This window comes from Marivita sp., from assembly GCF_965656765.1.
Lineage (GTDB): Bacteria > Pseudomonadota > Alphaproteobacteria > Rhodobacterales > Rhodobacteraceae > Marivita.
Genome location: NZ_CBFHLV010000069.1, coordinates 1 through 16,215 on the forward strand (window position 1 = coordinate 1; position 16,215 = coordinate 16,215).

General features: G+C 60.6%; 22 protein-coding genes. 21 read left to right on the forward strand and 1 reads right to left on the reverse strand.

What is annotated here, in order from left to right; all coding sequences use genetic code 11:
• Both ACTG4M_RS14885 and ACTG4M_RS14890 read left to right on the forward strand, forming a co-directional pair.
• Positions 1 to 399: M20/M25/M40 family metallo-hydrolase (locus ACTG4M_RS14885; RefSeq protein ID WP_439124454.1), on the forward strand; the 399-nt coding region annotated here is incomplete at its 5' end.
• A gap of 173 nt (positions 400 to 572) precedes the next feature.
• The gene (locus ACTG4M_RS14890; RefSeq protein ID WP_439124455.1) at positions 573 to 938 is read left to right on the forward strand and encodes a DUF983 domain-containing protein; all 366 of its coding nucleotides are present in this window, start codon (positions 573 to 575) and stop codon (positions 936 to 938) included.
• 131 nt (positions 939 to 1,069) lie between these two features.
• On the opposite strand, the gene rsgA is transcribed toward ACTG4M_RS14890, so the two are convergent.
• On the reverse strand, positions 1,070 to 2,107 hold the full coding sequence (gene rsgA / locus ACTG4M_RS14895; RefSeq protein ID WP_439124456.1) for a ribosome small subunit-dependent GTPase A: 1,038 nt from the start codon (positions 2,105 to 2,107) through the stop codon (positions 1,070 to 1,072).
• A gap of 217 nt (positions 2,108 to 2,324) precedes the next feature.
• Here rsgA and ACTG4M_RS14900 point away from each other — a divergent pair, with 217 nt between their 5' ends.
• From ACTG4M_RS14900 to ACTG4M_RS14990, 19 genes are all read left to right on the forward strand, one after another.
• Complete coding sequence (locus ACTG4M_RS14900; RefSeq protein WP_439124475.1) at positions 2,325 to 3,131, forward strand: glycosyl transferase; 807 nt, start codon at positions 2,325 to 2,327, stop codon at positions 3,129 to 3,131.
• A 192-nt stretch (positions 3,132 to 3,323) separates the two neighbouring features.
• Positions 3,324 to 4,586: a beta-ketoacyl-ACP synthase II gene (fabF, locus tag ACTG4M_RS14905; protein WP_439124457.1), complete on the forward strand. Its 1,263-nt coding sequence runs from the start codon at positions 3,324 to 3,326 to the stop codon at positions 4,584 to 4,586.
• 3 nt (positions 4,587 to 4,589) lie between these two features.
• The gene (mltG, locus tag ACTG4M_RS14910; protein WP_439124458.1) at positions 4,590 to 5,750 is read left to right on the forward strand and encodes an endolytic transglycosylase MltG; all 1,161 of its coding nucleotides are present in this window, start codon (positions 4,590 to 4,592) and stop codon (positions 5,748 to 5,750) included.
• Between the two features lie 31 nt (positions 5,751 to 5,781).
• Positions 5,782 to 6,525, forward strand: a complete 744-nt coding sequence (locus tag ACTG4M_RS14915) for a sulfite exporter TauE/SafE family protein (protein WP_439124459.1) — start codon at positions 5,782 to 5,784, stop codon at positions 6,523 to 6,525.
• 246 nt (positions 6,526 to 6,771) lie between these two features.
• Complete coding sequence (locus tag ACTG4M_RS14920; RefSeq protein WP_439124460.1) at positions 6,772 to 7,119, forward strand: hypothetical protein; 348 nt, start codon at positions 6,772 to 6,774, stop codon at positions 7,117 to 7,119.
• A complete protein-coding gene (locus ACTG4M_RS14925; RefSeq protein ID WP_439124461.1) occupies positions 7,001 to 8,404 on the forward strand; it encodes a DNA-packaging protein in 1,404 nt (467 codons plus the stop codon). Before ACTG4M_RS14920 ends, ACTG4M_RS14925 begins: the two co-directional genes overlap by 119 nt.
• Positions 8,405 to 8,643: 239 nt before the next feature.
• Positions 8,644 to 9,819 (forward strand): phage portal protein, encoded by a 1,176-nt coding sequence (locus tag ACTG4M_RS14930; RefSeq protein WP_439124462.1) that lies wholly within the window; start codon positions 8,644 to 8,646, stop codon positions 9,817 to 9,819.
• Positions 9,812 to 10,039, forward strand: coding sequence for a GTA head formation protein, RCAP_rcc01685 family (locus ACTG4M_RS14935; RefSeq protein ID WP_439124463.1), 228 nt, complete (start codon positions 9,812 to 9,814; stop codon positions 10,037 to 10,039). Before ACTG4M_RS14930 ends, ACTG4M_RS14935 begins: the two co-directional genes overlap by 8 nt.
• 16 nt (positions 10,040 to 10,055) lie before the next feature.
• The gene (locus ACTG4M_RS14940; protein WP_439124464.1) at positions 10,056 to 10,598 is read left to right on the forward strand and encodes an HK97 family phage prohead protease; all 543 of its coding nucleotides are present in this window, start codon (positions 10,056 to 10,058) and stop codon (positions 10,596 to 10,598) included.
• Between the two features lie 29 nt (positions 10,599 to 10,627).
• Positions 10,628 to 11,809 (forward strand): phage major capsid protein, encoded by a 1,182-nt coding sequence (locus ACTG4M_RS14945; RefSeq protein ID WP_439124465.1) that lies wholly within the window; start codon positions 10,628 to 10,630, stop codon positions 11,807 to 11,809.
• Positions 11,810 to 11,977: 168 nt separating this feature from the next.
• On the forward strand, positions 11,978 to 12,571 hold the full coding sequence (locus tag ACTG4M_RS14950; RefSeq protein ID WP_439124466.1) for a head-tail connector protein: 594 nt from the start codon (positions 11,978 to 11,980) through the stop codon (positions 12,569 to 12,571).
• Entirely contained in the window at positions 12,568 to 12,903 is a 336-nt protein-coding gene (locus tag ACTG4M_RS14955; protein ID WP_439124467.1) for a head-tail adaptor protein, read from the forward strand. Before ACTG4M_RS14950 ends, ACTG4M_RS14955 begins: the two co-directional genes overlap by 4 nt.
• On the forward strand, positions 12,900 to 13,310 hold the full coding sequence (locus ACTG4M_RS14960; protein ID WP_439124468.1) for a DUF3168 domain-containing protein: 411 nt from the start codon (positions 12,900 to 12,902) through the stop codon (positions 13,308 to 13,310). The genes ACTG4M_RS14955 and ACTG4M_RS14960 overlap by 4 nt, the downstream gene beginning before the upstream one ends.
• A gap of 47 nt (positions 13,311 to 13,357) precedes the next feature.
• The gene (locus ACTG4M_RS14965) at positions 13,358 to 13,774 is read left to right on the forward strand and encodes a phage major tail protein, TP901-1 family (protein WP_439124469.1); all 417 of its coding nucleotides are present in this window, start codon (positions 13,358 to 13,360) and stop codon (positions 13,772 to 13,774) included.
• A 3-nt stretch (positions 13,775 to 13,777) separates the two neighbouring features.
• Positions 13,778 to 14,098 carry a gene transfer agent family protein gene (locus tag ACTG4M_RS14970; protein ID WP_439124470.1) on the forward strand — a complete coding sequence of 107 codons (321 nt, stop codon included), beginning with the start codon at positions 13,778 to 13,780 and terminating at the stop codon, positions 14,096 to 14,098.
• Positions 14,095 to 14,292, forward strand: coding sequence for a rcc01693 family protein (locus ACTG4M_RS14975; RefSeq protein WP_439124471.1), 198 nt, complete (start codon positions 14,095 to 14,097; stop codon positions 14,290 to 14,292). The genes ACTG4M_RS14970 and ACTG4M_RS14975 overlap by 4 nt, the downstream gene beginning before the upstream one ends.
• Complete coding sequence (locus ACTG4M_RS14980; RefSeq protein ID WP_439124472.1) at positions 14,285 to 14,935, forward strand: phage tail tape measure protein; 651 nt, start codon at positions 14,285 to 14,287, stop codon at positions 14,933 to 14,935. The genes ACTG4M_RS14975 and ACTG4M_RS14980 overlap by 8 nt, the downstream gene beginning before the upstream one ends.
• 12 nt (positions 14,936 to 14,947) lie before the next feature.
• Positions 14,948 to 15,580 (forward strand): phage distal tail protein, Rcc01695 family, encoded by a 633-nt coding sequence (locus ACTG4M_RS14985; RefSeq protein WP_439124473.1) that lies wholly within the window; start codon positions 14,948 to 14,950, stop codon positions 15,578 to 15,580.
• Positions 15,577 to 16,215: DUF2163 domain-containing protein (locus ACTG4M_RS14990; protein ID WP_439124474.1), on the forward strand; the 639-nt coding region annotated here is incomplete at its 3' end. The genes ACTG4M_RS14985 and ACTG4M_RS14990, both read left to right, overlap by 4 nt.

Consider the following 16,215-nt stretch of genomic DNA (forward strand, 5'->3'; position numbering starts at 1 on the left):
CACCTGAAAGGTACCGTGCGCACCATGTCGACCGAGATGCGTGATCTGGCGGAAAGCCGGATCAAGGACATCTGCGCGGGCATTGCCGGGACCTTTGGCGGTTCGGTCGATGTGACCTATCACCGGGGCTATCCGGTGATGGTGAACCACGAGGACCAGACCGAGTTTGCTGCGGAGGTGGCCAAGTCTGTCTCGGGGTCCTGCGAAGACGCGCCGCTGGTGATGGGGGGCGAGGATTTCGCGTTCATGCTGGAAGAACGACCCGGCGCCTACATTCTTGTTGGCAACGGCGACAGCGCGGCGGTGCATCACCCGGAATACAATTTCAACGACGAGGCGATCCCGGCAGGCTGTTCCTGGTGGGCTGAGATCGTCGAGCAGCGGATGCCGGCGGCTTAAGTCTGCGTCAGTAATTTTGAAGCGGCGGGCTGTGATGGTCCGCCGTTTTTTCGTCTTAGCAAACAGAGGCCTGTGTTTGGCTGGGTCGGGTTAAAGGCGGTTGTTGCTGTTTGACCTTCGCCATGCCATGACGATTTCTGCGTCGCAGCAACATCGGACCATCGGAGACTCCCATGCCAATAGACGAAGAACGCGATACGCGACTCGCGGTTTTCCGGGGGCTCACCTTGAAATGCCCCTCCTGTGGGAAAGGAAAGGTGCTTTCGGGGTACCTGACAGTCAAAGATGAATGCGACTGTTGTGGTCAGGACCTTAAATACGCAAGCGTCGACGATGGTCCGGCTTATTTTACGCTCATGGTCGTGGTTGCTTTGGTCTTTCCCATGTTTGGTTTGATTTATTCGCTTTTCGAGCCCAGACCAATTTGGGTTGCGCTGTCGATGATGGGGATCTCGACCATCCTGGCGTTGATTATTCTTCCCCGAGTCAAAGGTGTGTTCATTGGCTTCCAATGGGCGAAAAGGCTTCACGGCTTCTAGGGACGTTTGCAATGCCCACCATGATTTTTACCATGGTCGCGACCTTGCCGAATTGATTATTCGGCGGGTGTTGGGGCATTCGCAGAATGACTTCTCTCAGCGCGGACCTTGCGACCCGCCCTTTATGCTTTTCAATCCTCGTACCCGCGTTTGTAACGGCTTTTCGTACTCATCGCCTCTTTCACCACCCGGCCAAACGACTTCTGTCGGGCACGGGCGGCGGCGATGGTTTCAGAGTTGTACTGATCCTCGCGCCGCAGTTTTTGCCAGCGCTCGAGCCGGGCGTGGTCGAGTGTGCCATCACCAAGAGCGGCTTTGACAGCGCAGCCCGGTTCACTGTCATGGGCGCAGTTTGAAAATTTGCACTGAGCAGCAAGGGTTTCGATATCATCGAACAGCTCTTCCAACCCTTCGCCAGTGCCCGAAAGTTGTAATTCGCGCATGCCTGGCGTGTCGATGAGCCATCCGCCCGCCAATGTGGGCCGCAGCGCGCGGTGGGTTGTGGTGTGGCGGCCTTTGCCGTCATCCTCGCGTACGCCTTGGGTCGCCTCGGTCTCGCCTGTCAGAGCGTTGCGCAGGGTGGTTTTACCAACGCCTGATGAACCGAGAAGGGCCAGTGTCTGCGCGGTGCTGCACCACGGGTTGAGGCGTTTTACGTCCTCGGTGTCTTTGGCGTTGACCGTGATCGCGGTGACCAAGGGGGACAACCGTTCGGCCTGACGGCGGAAGCTGTCGGGATCGTCGCACAGATCGGCCTTTGTCAGGATGACCAGAGGCAGAGCATTCGACGCTAAGGCAAGCGCGAGATAGCGTTCGAGCCGCGCCACGTTGAAATCTGCGTTGCAACTGGTGACGAGGCCCACGGTGTCAACATTGGCGGCGATGCGTTGGTCGCTGACGGTGTGGCCTGCCGCGCGGCGGTGCAGGTCTGTCACCGGGTCAAGGCGCCGGAGGGCTGCCGTGCCATCTGTGAGCACCCAATCGCCTACAGCATAGGCCCCTGCGCTGTCGGTTGGGATCAGCCGCAGCTCGCCTGCTTCGGTCAGGGCGACAAGCTGGCTACGATGCACCTCAGAGATGCGAGCCGGGGAAAGGGCGTCCTCATCCGCGCTGCGTTGACGCGCGAAATGGTCCGACCATCCGAGATCAGTGAGCGTATGAGAGGTCAAGGCACGTATCCTGTCGCTGAGTAACCTGCCCCGATGGGGCATCTGTCATGGCCGGTTGTCGGGCCGGGTGCGGCGATCAGCCTGACACCCGCAGGGCGCACATAGTTTCCATAATGTCCTCCTGCCACTCAGCGTTGATCTTGCGGACTATACGGCCCGCATGCAGCCGCGCCAAGCGGCATCTGGTCATTTCGCGGTTCCGTTGCTAAGCGGACGCATGACTTTGCCCAACACAGCCACCATTGCCTGCATCAAATGGGGCACGCTTTTCGGTCCTGAATACGTGAATCGCTTATACTCTGGCGTGCGGCGCAACCTGTCTTGCCCGGTGCGCTTCGTTTGTATGACCGAACATGCCGAGGGCTTGCATCCGGATATCGAGGTGATTGACCTGCCGGTTGAGCCATTTGCCGAGCCAATGGCGGCTGCGCTTAAGGTTGCCAACCGGCAAGGCGCGATGCGCAAGGTTTCGCTGTTTAAGTCTGGGGTGATCCCTGGACTGGATGGACCAGTGCTTGGGTTCGATCTTGATGTGGTGATCACCGGGCCGCTTGATGATCTGCTTACGCTGGCTCCGGGCCATGTGGTGATGCGGCATGACTGGACCGAAGCGCGGAAAGGGCGGCCTACAGGGCATGGATCTGTGTTTCGCTACGATCCGGCGGTGCATGGGTTTTTGTACCAAGACCTTGCGGTTGACCCATATCTTGAAGTGGAGCGCGCGCGCGGATCGGAGCAGAGATACACGTCGCATAAAGCTATGGATAATGAGGTTTTCACATATATTCCAGGGGATTGGGTTGTGAGTTTCAAGTATGATTGCAACCCGTTTCCGGGCAATTACGTGCATCCGGCGCGATTGCCTGACGACGCACGCGTGGTGTGTTTTCACGGGCGTCCCAAGATGCCAGAGGCGATTATGGGCTATCGCGGATCGCTCATTCGCTATGCCAAGCCAACGACGTGGTTGCAGGAGCATTGGGTGGACCGGGCCAAGGCCGATCTGGGAGATCGTTGGGGATAGCATGCATGATGCGGTGACGCATCATTTGTTTCCGTTGACGGAAACGCGGGGGGGCGGCCCCAGACCCCGAGATATTTCCAAACCAGAGAAGCCCGGGTAGACAAGAATGCCTTGCCGGTCCGCTGGACTCTTGCGGGTGCTGGCGCGAACGGGGTAAGAGCGGGCAAGTGCATTCGAGGGAAGGGCAACACCATGCGTCGAGTAGTTGTGACAGGCTTGGGATTGGTGACACCGCTGGCAGACGGGGTCGAGGAAAGTTGGTCGCGGATTCTGGACGGGCAGTCCGGCGCGGGCACCATCGCCAAGTTCGATGCCAGCCATCTGGCCACGACCTATGCCTGCGAGGTGCCCTATGGCGATGGCAGCGACGGGACCTTCAACCCTGATGTCTATCTGGCCAAGAAAGAGCAGCGCAAAGTCGATGAGTTCATCCTGTTTGGGATGGCGGCCGCGCAGCAGGCGGTGACGGACGCGGATTGGACGCCGGAGGACGAGGAAAGCCGTTTGCGCACCGGAGTGATGATCGGGTCAGGGATCGGTGGATTGAATTCGATTGCCGAGACTGCATTGCTGATCCGGGACAAGGGGCCACGGCGTGTGTCGCCGTTCTTTATTCCGGGCGCGCTGATCAATCTCATTTCGGGCAATGTATCGATCAAGTATGGCTTCAAGGGGCCGAACCATGCGGTGGTCACGGCCTGTTCCACCGGCGCGCATGCGATTGGAGACGCGGCGCGTCTGATCATGTTCGGCGATGCCGACGTGATGGTTGCGGGCGGCGCGGAGGCAGCGATTTCCGAGATCGGGATCGCAGGGTTCAACGCCTGCAAGGCGTTATCGACCAAACGTGGGGATGATCCTAAAGCCGCGAGCCGTCCTTATGACGCAGACCGTGATGGGTTTGTCATGGGCGAAGGCGCGGGTGTGGTTGTGCTGGAAGAGTACGAGCATGCCAAGGCACGTGGTGCCAAGATTTATGCTGAAGTGTGTGGCTATGGCCTGTCGGGCGATGCCTATCACATCACAGCGCCGTCCGAGGATGGCGAAGGCGGCGAGCGGTCGATGCGTGCCGCGCTTAAGCATGCTGGGATTGAACCCGCGGATATTGATTACATCAATGCACATGGCACATCGACCATGGCGGATGTGATTGAGCTGGGCGCGGTTGAGCGGATGATGGGCGATGCGGCTGGTAAAGTGACGATGTCGTCCACCAAGTCCGCGACGGGGCATCTTTTGGGAGCAGCAGGCGCGATCGAGGCGATCTTCTCGATCCTGGCGATCCGTGATCAGGTGGCACCGCCGACATTGAACCTGGAGACACCGGCGGTGGATACTGCGGTTGATCTGGCCCCGAATGCCAAGCGCGAACGCGATATTACATATGCACTGTCCAATTCGTTTGGCTTTGGTGGGACCAATGCCAGCGTCGTCTTTGGAAAGGTGGATCGCTAAATCATGTGGCGTCACATTGCGTCCAACGCGCTGACCTTTCTTGTCGTGATTGTGTTCCTGTTCGGAGGCGTCCTGATTTGGGCGCAGAACACCTATGTGTCGGAGGGACCGCTGGATCAGGCAATCTGTGTACAGGTTGACCGGGGCACCAATTTTCGACGGGTGTCGGAAACGCTGGCAGAGGATGGCGCAGTGTCGAGTGCGGCGCTTTTGCGGATCGGTGCGGATTATGCGGGCAAGACAGCCGAGTTGAAGGCTGGATCTTTCCTTGTGCCTGAAGGCGCGTCGATGGAGCAGATCGTCGATATCGTTACGCGCGGCGGTGCGAGTACGTGTGGGACCGAAGTGGTTTATCGGGTGAGCATCAACCGTGCGACGGTGCAAGTGCGCGAGCTTGATCCTGCGTCAGGGCGGTTTGTCGAGATTGCCGAGTTCAACCCCGCCGAAGACGAAGTGCCTGCTGCGTACACCGAGGTGAAGGCCGAGGCTGACACGCGGTATCGTGTGGCTTTGGCCGAAGGCGTGACCAGTTGGCAGATCGTGCAGGAGCTTGGGCAGATCGATATCCTTGACGGTGAGGTCGAAGATATTCCGGCGGAGGGGTCGTTGGCTCCGGACAGCTATGAGATCACGCCGGGGGATGACCGGACAGAATTGCTTGCGCGGATGGAAACGGCGCAGGAGCGCATATTGGCAGAGGCCTGGGCCAACCGTCAGGACGGGTTGCCATATGAGAGCCCCGAAGAGGCGTTGATCATGGCGTCGATCATCGAAAAAGAGACAGGAACACCGGATGAGCGGTTCCTTGTGTCGAGCGTGTTCGTCAATCGCCTGCGTCAAGGTATGCGGCTGCAGACGGACCCTACGGTGATCTATGGCATCACACGCGGGCAGGGCGTGTTGGGGCGTGGCATTCGCCAAAGCGAATTGAGGGCCGAGACGCCCTGGAACACCTATGTGATTGACGGGCTTCCTCCGACTCCGATTGCAAACCCGGGGCGGGCGAGCATCGAGGCGGCGCTGAACCCGGACGAGACTGGCTATATCTTCTTTGTGGCCAAGACTCTCGATCCATCGGATGGGCACAACTTTGCGGTGACGCTGGCCGAGCATAACGCAAACGTGGCGGCGTACCGCGCGCTTGAAGCGCAGCGGGACAATTGAGACAGGTGTTCTCTGACCATGTGACCTTGCCATGGGTGTGACCGAACTTCTTTTAATTGGGTCGGTGGTGTTTCTGATTGCCGGATCAGTCAAAGGTGTGGTCGGGATTGGCCTGCCCACTGCGGCGATCAGTATGTTGACCCTGTTCATTGATCCGCGCACGGCGATTGCCGTCGGGCTGGGTCCGGTCGTGGTTTCAAATGCCTGGCAGATTTGGACCATGGGGGACATTCGCGGCACGTTCAAACGCTACTGGCTCTTTGCGCTGGCGCTGGGGACCAGCGTTTTCCTGACGGTGACGGTTTCCGCGGATGTGTCCGAGCAGGTGATATTTCTGGCGATTGGAATCTCGATTGTTACATTTTCGGTGCTGCACCTGAATTTCGCGATGCCGCCGATGCCCGATCGATATGACCGGGCGGCGCAGGTCGGATTTGGGACAGTCGCGGGGATCCTTGGTGGATTGTCGGGTGTCTGGATCGCACCGATCATCATGTATCTGAGTGCTCGCAACCTGACGAAAGACGAGTTTGTTCGCGCGTCAGGGATGCTGTTGTTCATTGGCAGCGTACCCTTGGTCACGGCCTATGTGCAGCAGGGGTTCCTGACCCAACAGATCGCCGGTGTCACGCTGGTTTTGGTCATTCCAACCTTGATTGGATTCGCGCTGGGTGCGCGGTTGCGACAGCGGATTTCGAACGAAAAATTCCGTAAGGTTCTGCTCTATGTGTTCCTGCTACTAGGGCTGAATCTGTTGCGGCGGGGATTGTTCTAGAGCGCGCGCGTTGTGCTTAACAGAACCTGAATCACTTCAATTTGTGGGCTGCTCATGGGTTTCGTGCCTGCGCGAGCAACCTGTTGCGGATGTCTTAAACCGCCGCGCGCCGCGTTAGGCGGTTTTTTCCACCTGTCCGGCCATATTGCCCAAGCCTGCTAGGCATCAACAAATCATGGAGTCCTCCGTGGTTTGCCGGTGCGTCGATGGACGGGGATCCATTTAGCACAGGAGGCAGGGATCGAGATGGTACTGATCACTGCAAATGAAGAGAGCAGCGCGCTTGAAATCGAACGCGCGGCAATTGCGCAGGAACTGCGAACCATTCGGAAGATGGTCGCGGACCTGCGGGTGAAGGTTGAGGCCGGAGAAACAGGCACAGGAAGTGAGGCGGGCCGTGCGCTTGCCGATCTGCGGGCCTGGCTGAAACACGCCAAGGAAACGGAGGTTCAGATTGAAAGATATTGCCGAGAACATGCCAGTATCGAAGGCAGCTATGGGCTTGACCTCGATGCGGCGCGGGACGCGGTCGGGTGCCGACTTGATCGCCTCCGTCAGTGTTGCCGAGAAGGACGCGTTTCTGACCGGTCTTGAAGAGGTTCCGGGGGCTCTTTTGGCCCTGCCGTATCTGTTCGAGTTCTGGGCGCATCCGCACCAGTTGCCCCCTGATGGGGATTGGCGCGCTTGGGTGGTCCTTGGTGGGCGCGGCGCGGGGAAAACCCGCGCCGGGGCCGAATGGGTGAGACAGATGGTAGAGGGGCCAAGACCGAAAGATCGCGGTCAAGCCCGGCGCGTGGCGCTTGTGGGCGAGACATTGGATCAGGTGCGCGAGGTCATGATCTTTGGCGATAGCGGGATCATGGCCTGTTCGCCCCCTGATCGTAGGCCTGAATGGATTGCGACGCGGCGCATGTTGCGTTGGCCCAATGGAGCCGAGGCTGTGGCTTGTTCGGCGCATGATCCAGAATCGTTGCGTGGGCCGCAGTTTGATGCCGCGTGGGTGGATGAATTGGCGAAGTGGAAAAGGGCGCAAGAGGCTTGGGACATGTTGCAGTTCACGCTGCGATTGGGAGCGCAACCGCGGGTTTGTGTGACGACGACGCCGCGGAACGTGGATGTCTTGAAGGCTTTGCTGGCGGCGCCATCGACGGTGGTCACGCGTGCACCGACCGAGGCGAACCGGGCCTATCTGGCGTCATCGTTTCTGGACGAAGTGCGCGAGCGCTATGCCGGAACGCGGTTGGGCCGTCAGGAGCTTGACGGCGACATGCTGGATCAGGTGGATGGCGCGTTGTGGTCGCTGAGTGTTTTAGAGCAAGCGCGGTGCGAGGCGGTGCCGGAGTTTGACCGGATCGTCGTTGCTGTGGACCCGCCCGCAAGCAGCACCAAGCGGTCGGATGCCTGCGGGATTGTCGTGGCCGGAGTTGTGACCGACGGGCCGCCACAGGATTGGCGCGCGGTGGTTCTTGAGGATTGTACGGTGCAGGGCGTGTCGCCGTTGGTTTGGGCACGGCGGGCGATCACCGCGATGGAGCGCTGGGGCGCGCATGCGCTGGTGGCCGAGGTCAACCAGGGCGGTGACATGGTCGAGGCCGTGCTGCGGCAGGTCGATCCGATGGTGCCCGTGGTGCGGGTGCATGCGTCAAAATCCAAAGGTGCGCGGGCCGAGCCTGTGGCGGCTTTGTACGAGCAGGGGCGGGTGGCGCATTGTGGTGCTTTTGACGCGCTGGAAGATGAAATGTGCCGGATGACGCGGCTGGGTTACGAAGGTACGGGGTCGCCCGACCGATTGGATGCACTTGTATGGGCGTTGACCGATCTTGTGATTGCACGCGCGGCGGAATGGCGGGTGCCACGTATCCGCACCGTTGCGCGATGAGCGTTCGGTATGGTTTCCAGCCGTTAACACTTGTTGAGTAGGTTGGTTTCATCAAGACGGCGCGGGTCGGGACGCGCGACAGACTATGACAGAGCGGTGAATTGGGAGCGTGGCCATGCCTTTGGGCGGGCCACGGGCCGGTGTGCTGTGTCTGGCGTGTCGGGGCAGGTTGGGCGGGTTCGAGAGACCTGTTCCGACCGGCCCAAAACGAAACGGGATTTGCGAGGAGCACGGGCAGCATGGTGTGGGACATCTTTCGACGGGAACGCAAAGACGAGGCCGGGATCGAGGCCAAGGCCAGTGCCACTGGGCCGGTTGTGGCGTGGCAGAACATGGGTCGCGTGGCGTGGTCTGCGCGGGATACAGCGTCGCTGACACGCACGGGTTTTACGGGAAATCCAGTTGGGTTTCGCGCGGTCAAGCTGATTGCAGAAGCGGGAGCTGCGGTGCCGTTGGTGTTGCAGGATCAGGCGCAGCGCTACGAGGTGCATCCGCTGCTGGATCTGTTGCGCAGGCCCAACCCGGCTCAGGGACAGGCGGAGCTGTTCGAGGCCTTCTACGGTCAGTTGCTGTTGTCCGGCGATGGCTATTTCGAAGCGGTGGGCGCAGGTGGTGTTCCGAGCGAGCTGCATGTGTTGCGATCGGACCGGATGAAGCTGCTGCCGGGGCCGGATGGCTGGCCTGTGGCTTATGAGTATGGGGTCGGCGGCAAAGCGCATCGGTTCGAGATGGGTGAGGGGGCTGCACCTGTGTGTCACGTTAAGGCGTTTCACCCGCAGGACGACCACTACGGGCTTAGTCCGATGGTTGCGGCGGCGCAGGCGCTGGACGTGCACAACGCCGCATCGCGCTGGTCCAAAGGGTTGCTGGACAATGCCGCGCGGCCTTCGGGGGCGATTGTCTATCATGGTACGGATGGCATGTCGGGGATGGGAACGGATCAGTACGACCGGTTGGTCGATGAGATCGAAAGCCATCACATGGGTGCGCGCAATGCCGGGCGGCCGATGTTGCTTGAGGGTGGGCTTGATTGGAAGCCGATGGGGTTTTCGCCGTCGGATATGGAATTCCAAAAAACCAAGGAAGCGGCGGCGCGTGAGATTGCTGTCGCGTTTGGGGTGCCTCCGATGCTGTTGGGGATTCCCGGTGAGGCGACCTTTGCCAATTACGCCGAGGCGCATCGGGCGTTTTACCGGTTGACCGTGTTGCCTTTGGTCGCGCGGGTGTCGGCTGCGGTGAGCGTTTGGCTGTCGCAGCATATCGCGGCTGATGTGGTGCTCAAGCCCGACCTGGATCAGGTGCCGGCGCTTGCGGCAGAACGTGATGCGCAATGGGCGCGGGTGTCAGGGGCGGAGTTCCTGACTGATGCGGAAAAGCGCGCTTTGTTGGGTTTGCCGGTGTTGGCTGATGAGTGATCCGCGCGCAGGGTATGAACCGTTCGACTGTGCCCCGGCCTTGAAGCTGGAAGGCTACGAACGGGTGACGCAGTTGCGGTTCGAGGGGATCTCAGCACGGCTGGACCGAATTGAAGGTCTGATTGAACGGCTGGAGCGCCGGGTGTGGCTGGCGGTTTACGGCGTCGCGGCGGCGGTGCTGGCGGATGTGTTTTTGAAATTCGTACACGTGGCGTCGTGATGGGGAAGGAATGACAATGGATTTGGAACGGAAGTTTTGCAGGTTCGATGCGGATGTGACGGTTACGGATGGCTGTGTGATCGAGGGGTATGCGTCGCGATTTGGTGATTGTGATCAGGGCAATGATGTCGTGGCATCAGGAGCTTATGCGGCGTCTTTGATGCGGTTGGCCGAGTGTGGCCGTGCGGTCAAGATGCTATGGCAGCACGATCCGGCGCAGCCCATCGGGGTCTGGGACGAAGTCCGCGAGGATGCGACAGGGCTTTACGTGAAAGGGCGTCTTCTGGAGAGCGTGGCCCGCGGGCGCGAAGCGGTGGCGCTGGTGGCGGCAGGGGCGATTGATGGGTTGTCGATCGGTTATCGCACCAAAGCAGCGACGAAAGACAAGCAGGGCCGCAGGGTTCTGACGGAACTGGAGTTGTGGGAGGTGTCGTTGGTGACTTTCCCGATGCTGCCCAGTGCGCGGGTTGCGGCGAAGGGGGAAGCCCCGGAGCTGGCGGACTTGCGGGAGATGGTACGCCTGATTGAAGAGGCGCGCCGGGACTTGGTGGACGGCTAGGGCCACCCTTCAGAGATGGGAAAATCGGGATGAGTGAGACCGGGACAACGTCGCGGAGCGGGGAAGATCTGTCTCCGTTCACCCAAGTGGGTGCCGCGTTGGCGGGGCTGGTGGGCGACATGCGCCAACAGCGCGACGACTTCGACAGAAAGTTACAGGAACAGGAAGAACGAATGACCAAGATCGACAAGAAGACAGCATTTACGGCGCGTCCGGTGCTCGCGGGCGGCGTGCGCAGCGATGACCTGCATTATCAGGCGTTTGATGCTTATTTGCGTACCGGTGACGATGACGCGTTGCGCGGGTTGGAGATGGATGTGAAGTCCATGTCCACCAATGTGAACGGTGATGGCGGGTTTCTGATTGACCCGGTGACGTCGGAGACCATTCAGGGTGTCTTGCAGGGCAGCGCGTCGCTGCGGGCTGTGGCGTCTGTCGTGAATGTCGAGGCGTCGAGCTATGACGTTCTGATTGATCGTGGCGACACGGGTGCGGGCTGGGCGGATGAGATCAGCGCACGGTCTGAGACCGGGACGCCGACCATCGACCGAATTTCGATCAAGCTTTACGAGCTGAGTGCGATGCCAAAGGCGAGCCAGCGTTTGCTCGATGACACGGCGTTCGACATTGAGACATGGCTTGGGGGCAAGATTGCCGACACGTTTTCACGTGCCGAGGCGGGGGCGTTCATCACGGGTGACGGCTCTGACAAGCCGCGTGGCATCCTGAATCATGGCGCGGTTGACAATGATGTCTGGACCTGGGGCAATCTTGGCTATGTGCCGACGGGTGTGGACGGGTCTATCGGCAATGATGATGCGTTGATCGAACTGGTCTATGCGCTGGGGGCCGAATATCGCGCCAATGCGACTTTTGTCATGAATTCCAAGACCGCCGGTATGCTGCGCAAGCTGAAGGATGCGGATGGCCGCCACCTTTGGTCCGACGGGTTCACGTCAGGCGAGCCTGCGCGTCTTCTGGGTTATCCGGTGCTGATTGCCGAGGACATGCCAGACATCGGCACGGGTGCGGATGCAATTGCCTTTGGTGATTTCCGTGCAGGCTACACGATCGCCGAACGCCCTGATCTGCGTGTGCTGCGCGATCCATTCAGCGCCAAGCCACATGTTCTGTTCTACGCGACAAAGCGCGTGGGGGGTGACGTCAGCGACTTTGCTGCGATCAAGCTGCTGCGCTTCTCCATCGCCTGAGCGGCGATGGCGAGCATGGGGAGAGCGGTGCGGGCTGTTTTCCTCATGGGGCGCGCGCCGGTGTGCCGGCGTTGTCTAGCCGCTCCCTCCGTCCGAGCAGCGGCGGCGGCGCGCGTCCGACAACATACCGGCCTCTGAACGAGGGACAGGGTTTGTGGAGAACACGAAATGTACTTGATTGAAGAGAGCCAGATACCCGAAGCAGTTTTGCCGTTGGCGCGACTGCGGGATCATTTGCGGTTGGGCAGCGGCTTTGTCGAAGATGGTTTGCAAGACGAACTGCTGGGCGGGTTCTTGCGGGCGGCGATTGCGGCTGTGGAGGCGCGGACAACCAAGGCGCTATTGGTGCGGGATTTTCTGTGCAGTCTGCATCGCTGGCGCGCTGTGACTGGCCAAGTGATGCCGATTGCGCCGGTGCGGGCGGTCAGCCAAATCACGTTGGTCGATGCGTTCGGAGCTGGCACGGTTGTCGATGCGGAACGCTATGCGCTGGTGACCGATAGTGACGCGCCCCGGCTTGTGCCGATGGGTGGATGCCTGCCGACTATTCCGGAACATGGGAGCGCGGAGGTGCGGTTTCGGGCGGGAATGGCGGATGTATTTGGCGATCTGCCCGCCGATCTTGCGCAGGCGGTGATGTTGCTGGCTGCGCATTACTACGAATACCGCGACGAGACTGCGCTGGGGCAGGGCTGCATGCCGTTTGGTGTGACCAGTCTGATTGCCCGCTATCGTCCGGTGCGGCTGGGGTTCGGGACATGAGCCGTCGGCTGACATCGAAGCTGGTGCTGGAACGGTTGGATGCGGTGCCAGACGGCGCCGGTGGGATGCACGAAAGCTGGGTCGCTTTGGGTGTGCTGTGGGGTGAAGTGAAGCCCCGGTCCGGGCGCGAGAGCGTTGGTGAGGCTGGGCAGGTTTCGGTGACCGGGTTTCGGATCACCGTGCATGGTGCGCCGCAGGGGCATTCTGCGCGGCCTTTGCCCGAGCAGCGGTTTCGGGACGCGGGGCGGGTGTTTCGGATCAATTCGGTGACCGAGGCTGATGCGGGCGGTCGGTTCCTGATCTGCCTCTGCGATGAGGAGGTGGCAACATGAGCTATGCGGTAGCGGCGGCGTTGCAGGGAGCTGTTTACCAGTGCTTGCAGACCGATGCCGGACTTTCGGTTTTGGTTGGTGACCGGGTGTATGACGCGGTTCCCAAGGGGCGGTTGCCGGACTTGTACGTGGCACTGGGGCCGGAGCGGGCTGTGGATGCCAGCGACAAGACCGGGCGCGGTGCGTGGCAAGAATTCGTGGTGTCTGTGATCTCGGATGATGCGGGGTTTCAGACGGGCAAAGAGGTGTCGGCGGCAGTTTGTGACGCTTTGATCGACGTGGATATGGCGTTGGATCGAGGCCGGCTGGTGGCGCTGAATTTTAAGCGGGCCGTGGCGCAGCGGGAGAAGGCGGGACGGCGGCGGATCGACCTGACTTTTCGGGCGCGGGTCGAAGATGACGTCTGAGGGCGTTTCAGATTTCAGAGACAGTTTCCAGATAGGGAGTGTGGGCAATGGGTGCTCAGAACGGGAAAGACCTTTTGATCAAGGTCGATGTGGATGGCAGTGGCACGTTTGAGACTTTGGCGGGCCTGCGTGCAACACGGATCAGTTTCAACGCGGAAGCAGTGGATGTGACGTCGCTTGAGAGTGATGGCGGATGGCGCGAGTTGCTGGCGGGTGCTGGGGTGCGAAGTGTCGCGATCTCGGGTGCGGGAGTTTTCAAGGATGCGAGCACCGATGAACGGGCGCGGCAGATCTTTTTCGACAGTCAGACGCCTGAGTTTCAGGTGATCATCCCGGATTTCGGTGTGGTGCAAGCGCCATTTCAGGTGACGGGGCTGGAATATGCAGGGTCGCATAACGGTGAGGCAACCTATGAGCTTTCGTTGGCCTCGGCCGGTGCGGTTGTCTTTACGGCGGCGGTCTAAGTGATGGCGAACCCATGGCGCGGAGAGGTGACCTTGGTGATTGACGGCATGCCGCATGTTTTGCGGCTGACGTTGGGAGCGCTGGCAGAGCTGGAGGCCGGATTGGCGGCAGATACGCTGGTCGATCTGGTGGCACGGTTCGAAGGCAGCGCCTGTTCGAGCCGGGATGTCTTGGCGCTGATCGTGGCAGGGCTTCGTGGCGGGGGCTGGTCTGGGACGGCCGCCGATTTGCTGGCAGCCGAGATTGAGGGTGGTCCGCTTGCGGCGGCGCAGGTGGCGGCGGAGCTGCTGGCGCGGGCCTTTGTGCCGGTTGCTGAGACGTGAGCCGCTTTGATTGGCCAGCACTCATGCGTGCCGGTGTGCGTGGTTTGGGGCTGCGCCCGTCAGAGTTCTGGGCGCTGACGCCGGCAGAATTGCATCTGCTTTTGGGTGGTGAGGGCGCAGCGCCTTTGCGGCGGAGCGGATTGGACGCCTTGATGGCGGCCTATCCGGACAAACAGGGGGATCAGGATGATTGAGCTGGATAGCATTGATGGGCTCGAGGCGCAGGTGAGCGCTTTAGAGGAAGCGTTGGCGGGAGCGAGTAGCGTGGCAGGCGGCTTTCAGGCTGAGATGGCTAAAGTGCGCGAGTCGCTTTCGGAGACCGGGAAGGGGGCGGCAAAGCTGGAAGGCGCGCTGAACAGCGGGCTAAGCCGAGCGATTGACGGGATCGTGTTTGACGGGATGAAGCTGTCGGATGCGCTGGGCACGATTGCGCAGTCGATGATTGGCGCGACGTACCGCGCCGCGGTGAACCCAGTGAAAGAGCATCTTAGCGGCATGGTGATGCAAGGGATCAGCAATCTGCTGCCTTTTGCCGATGGAGCGAGCTTTGCCCAAGGGCGCGTGATGCCGTTTGCGAATGGCGGTGTCGTTGGCGGGCCTACGACGTTCCCGATGCGTGGCGGCGTTGGTTTGATGGGCGAGGCCGGGCCCGAAGCGATCATGCCGCTGGCACGCGGTGCTGATGGCAAGCTGGGTGTGCGCGCGGGTGGCGGCGGGCGGCCTGTGAGCGTGGTGATGAATATCTCAACGCCCGATGTACAGGGGTTCCGGCGGTCACAAAGTCAGATCGCGGCTCAGATGGGCCGGGTTCTTGGCTCTGGTCAACGGAACCTGTGAGGAGGGGGTACGATGCAGTTTCACGAGGTCAGGTTTCCGACGGCGTTGAGCTTTGGGTCGATTGGTGGGCCCGAGCGGCGGACTGATGTGGTCACGTTGGCGAGCGGGTTTGAAGAACGGAACACACCGTGGGCAAATTCACGCAGGCGCTATGATGCGGGGATCGGTCTGCGGTCTATGGATGATATCGACGCGCTGATCGCATTCTTCGAGGCGCGGCGGGGGCAGATGTATGGTTTTCGCTGGAAAGACTGGGCGGATTTCAAATCATGCAAGCCATCGGCGCAGGTATCCGCCACAGATCAGGTGATCGGGACTGGGGACGGTGTCGAGGCGACATTTGTATTGCGCAAGGGGTATGTGTCGGGTGACGCGGTGTACCGGCGACCTGTGACGAAACCGGTGGAAGGAACTGTGGTGCTCGCCGTGGACGGTGTTGCGCTGGTCGACGGTGTGGATTTCAGCATCGATATAACAACAGGTTTGGTTACGTTTTTCACTGCGCCTTCGGTCGGTGTGTCGATTTCGGCGGGGTTTGAATTCGATGTGCCTGTGCGGTTCGATACAGATCGTATCCAGACCAGTGCTGCGACGTTCCAGGCGGGCGATGTGCCGGATGTGCCTATTGTAGAGCTGCGCGTATGAGCGGTGCAGAGGCGCTGGCTGCGCATTTGGGCAATGGTGTCACAACGGTCGCGCGGGCCTGGGAGGTGCGTCGCAAAGATGGGCGGCGGTTTGGGTTTACGGACCACGATCTGGAGCTGAGTTTCAACGGCTTGGTCTTTCGGGCCGACACTGGCATGAGCGCGGCGGCCGTGCAGCAAGGCACGGGTCTTTCGGTGGATAATTCCGAGGCGGTTGGTGCGCTGTCCGACACCAGTGTGACGGAAGCCGACATTGCAGCCGGACGCTTTGACGGGGCAGAGGTGACGGCTTGGTTGGTCAACTGGGCGGATTTGTCGGCGCGAAAGGTTCTGTTTCGCGGCTCACTGGGTGAAATTACCCGTAGCGGCGGCGCGTTTTCCGCGGAGCTGCGTGGGTTGACGGAATGGCTGAACCGGCCTCTGGGGCGCGTGTTTCAATCGCCCTGTTCGGCGGTTCTAGGCGATGCTGGCTGCAGAATGGACATTGACGCTGCAGGCCTGTGGATTGAGGCTACGGTCACTGAAGTCGGCCCTAAGGGCGACCTGACACTTGCTGGCGCGTCAGGGTTCGAGGCTGGATGGTTCCAACGCGGGCGATTCACGGTTCTTGATGGGCAAGCCGCTGGTTTGTGGGGC

What these genes read in the sequence shown, in the direction of transcription:
- ACTG4M_RS14965 (WP_439124469.1), top strand. Translation starts at nt 13,358, where the DNA reads ATGGGTGCTCAGAACGGGAAAGACCTTTTGATCAAGGTCGATGTGGAT.
- ACTG4M_RS14985 (WP_439124473.1), top strand. Translation starts at nt 14,948, where the DNA reads ATGCAGTTTCACGAGGTCAGGTTTCCGACGGCGTTGAGCTTTGGGTCG.
- ACTG4M_RS14930 (WP_439124462.1), top strand. Translation starts at nt 8,644, where the DNA reads ATGGTGTGGGACATCTTTCGACGGGAACGCAAAGACGAGGCCGGGATC.
- ACTG4M_RS14940 (WP_439124464.1), top strand. Translation starts at nt 10,056, where the DNA reads ATGGATTTGGAACGGAAGTTTTGCAGGTTCGATGCGGATGTGACGGTT.
- ACTG4M_RS14980 (WP_439124472.1), top strand. Translation starts at nt 14,285, where the DNA reads ATGATTGAGCTGGATAGCATTGATGGGCTCGAGGCGCAGGTGAGCGCT.
- ACTG4M_RS14955 (WP_439124467.1), top strand. Translation starts at nt 12,568, where the DNA reads ATGAGCCGTCGGCTGACATCGAAGCTGGTGCTGGAACGGTTGGATGCG.
- ACTG4M_RS14970 (WP_439124470.1), top strand. Translation starts at nt 13,778, where the DNA reads ATGGCGAACCCATGGCGCGGAGAGGTGACCTTGGTGATTGACGGCATG.
- ACTG4M_RS14935 (WP_439124463.1), top strand. Translation starts at nt 9,812, where the DNA reads ATGAGTGATCCGCGCGCAGGGTATGAACCGTTCGACTGTGCCCCGGCC.
- ACTG4M_RS14915 (WP_439124459.1), top strand. Translation starts at nt 5,782, where the DNA reads ATGGGTGTGACCGAACTTCTTTTAATTGGGTCGGTGGTGTTTCTGATT.
- mltG (WP_439124458.1), top strand. Translation starts at nt 4,590, where the DNA reads ATGTGGCGTCACATTGCGTCCAACGCGCTGACCTTTCTTGTCGTGATT.
- ACTG4M_RS14920 (WP_439124460.1), top strand. Translation starts at nt 6,772, where the DNA reads ATGGTACTGATCACTGCAAATGAAGAGAGCAGCGCGCTTGAAATCGAA.
- ACTG4M_RS14945 (WP_439124465.1), top strand. Translation starts at nt 10,628, where the DNA reads ATGAGTGAGACCGGGACAACGTCGCGGAGCGGGGAAGATCTGTCTCCG.
- ACTG4M_RS14890 (WP_439124455.1), top strand. Translation starts at nt 573, where the DNA reads ATGCCAATAGACGAAGAACGCGATACGCGACTCGCGGTTTTCCGGGGG.
- ACTG4M_RS14925 (WP_439124461.1), top strand. Translation starts at nt 7,001, where the DNA reads ATGCCAGTATCGAAGGCAGCTATGGGCTTGACCTCGATGCGGCGCGGG.
- ACTG4M_RS14900 (WP_439124475.1), top strand. Translation starts at nt 2,325, where the DNA reads ATGACTTTGCCCAACACAGCCACCATTGCCTGCATCAAATGGGGCACG.
- ACTG4M_RS14960 (WP_439124468.1), top strand. Translation starts at nt 12,900, where the DNA reads ATGAGCTATGCGGTAGCGGCGGCGTTGCAGGGAGCTGTTTACCAGTGC.
- fabF (WP_439124457.1), top strand. Translation starts at nt 3,324, where the DNA reads ATGCGTCGAGTAGTTGTGACAGGCTTGGGATTGGTGACACCGCTGGCA.
- ACTG4M_RS14950 (WP_439124466.1), top strand. Translation starts at nt 11,978, where the DNA reads ATGTACTTGATTGAAGAGAGCCAGATACCCGAAGCAGTTTTGCCGTTG.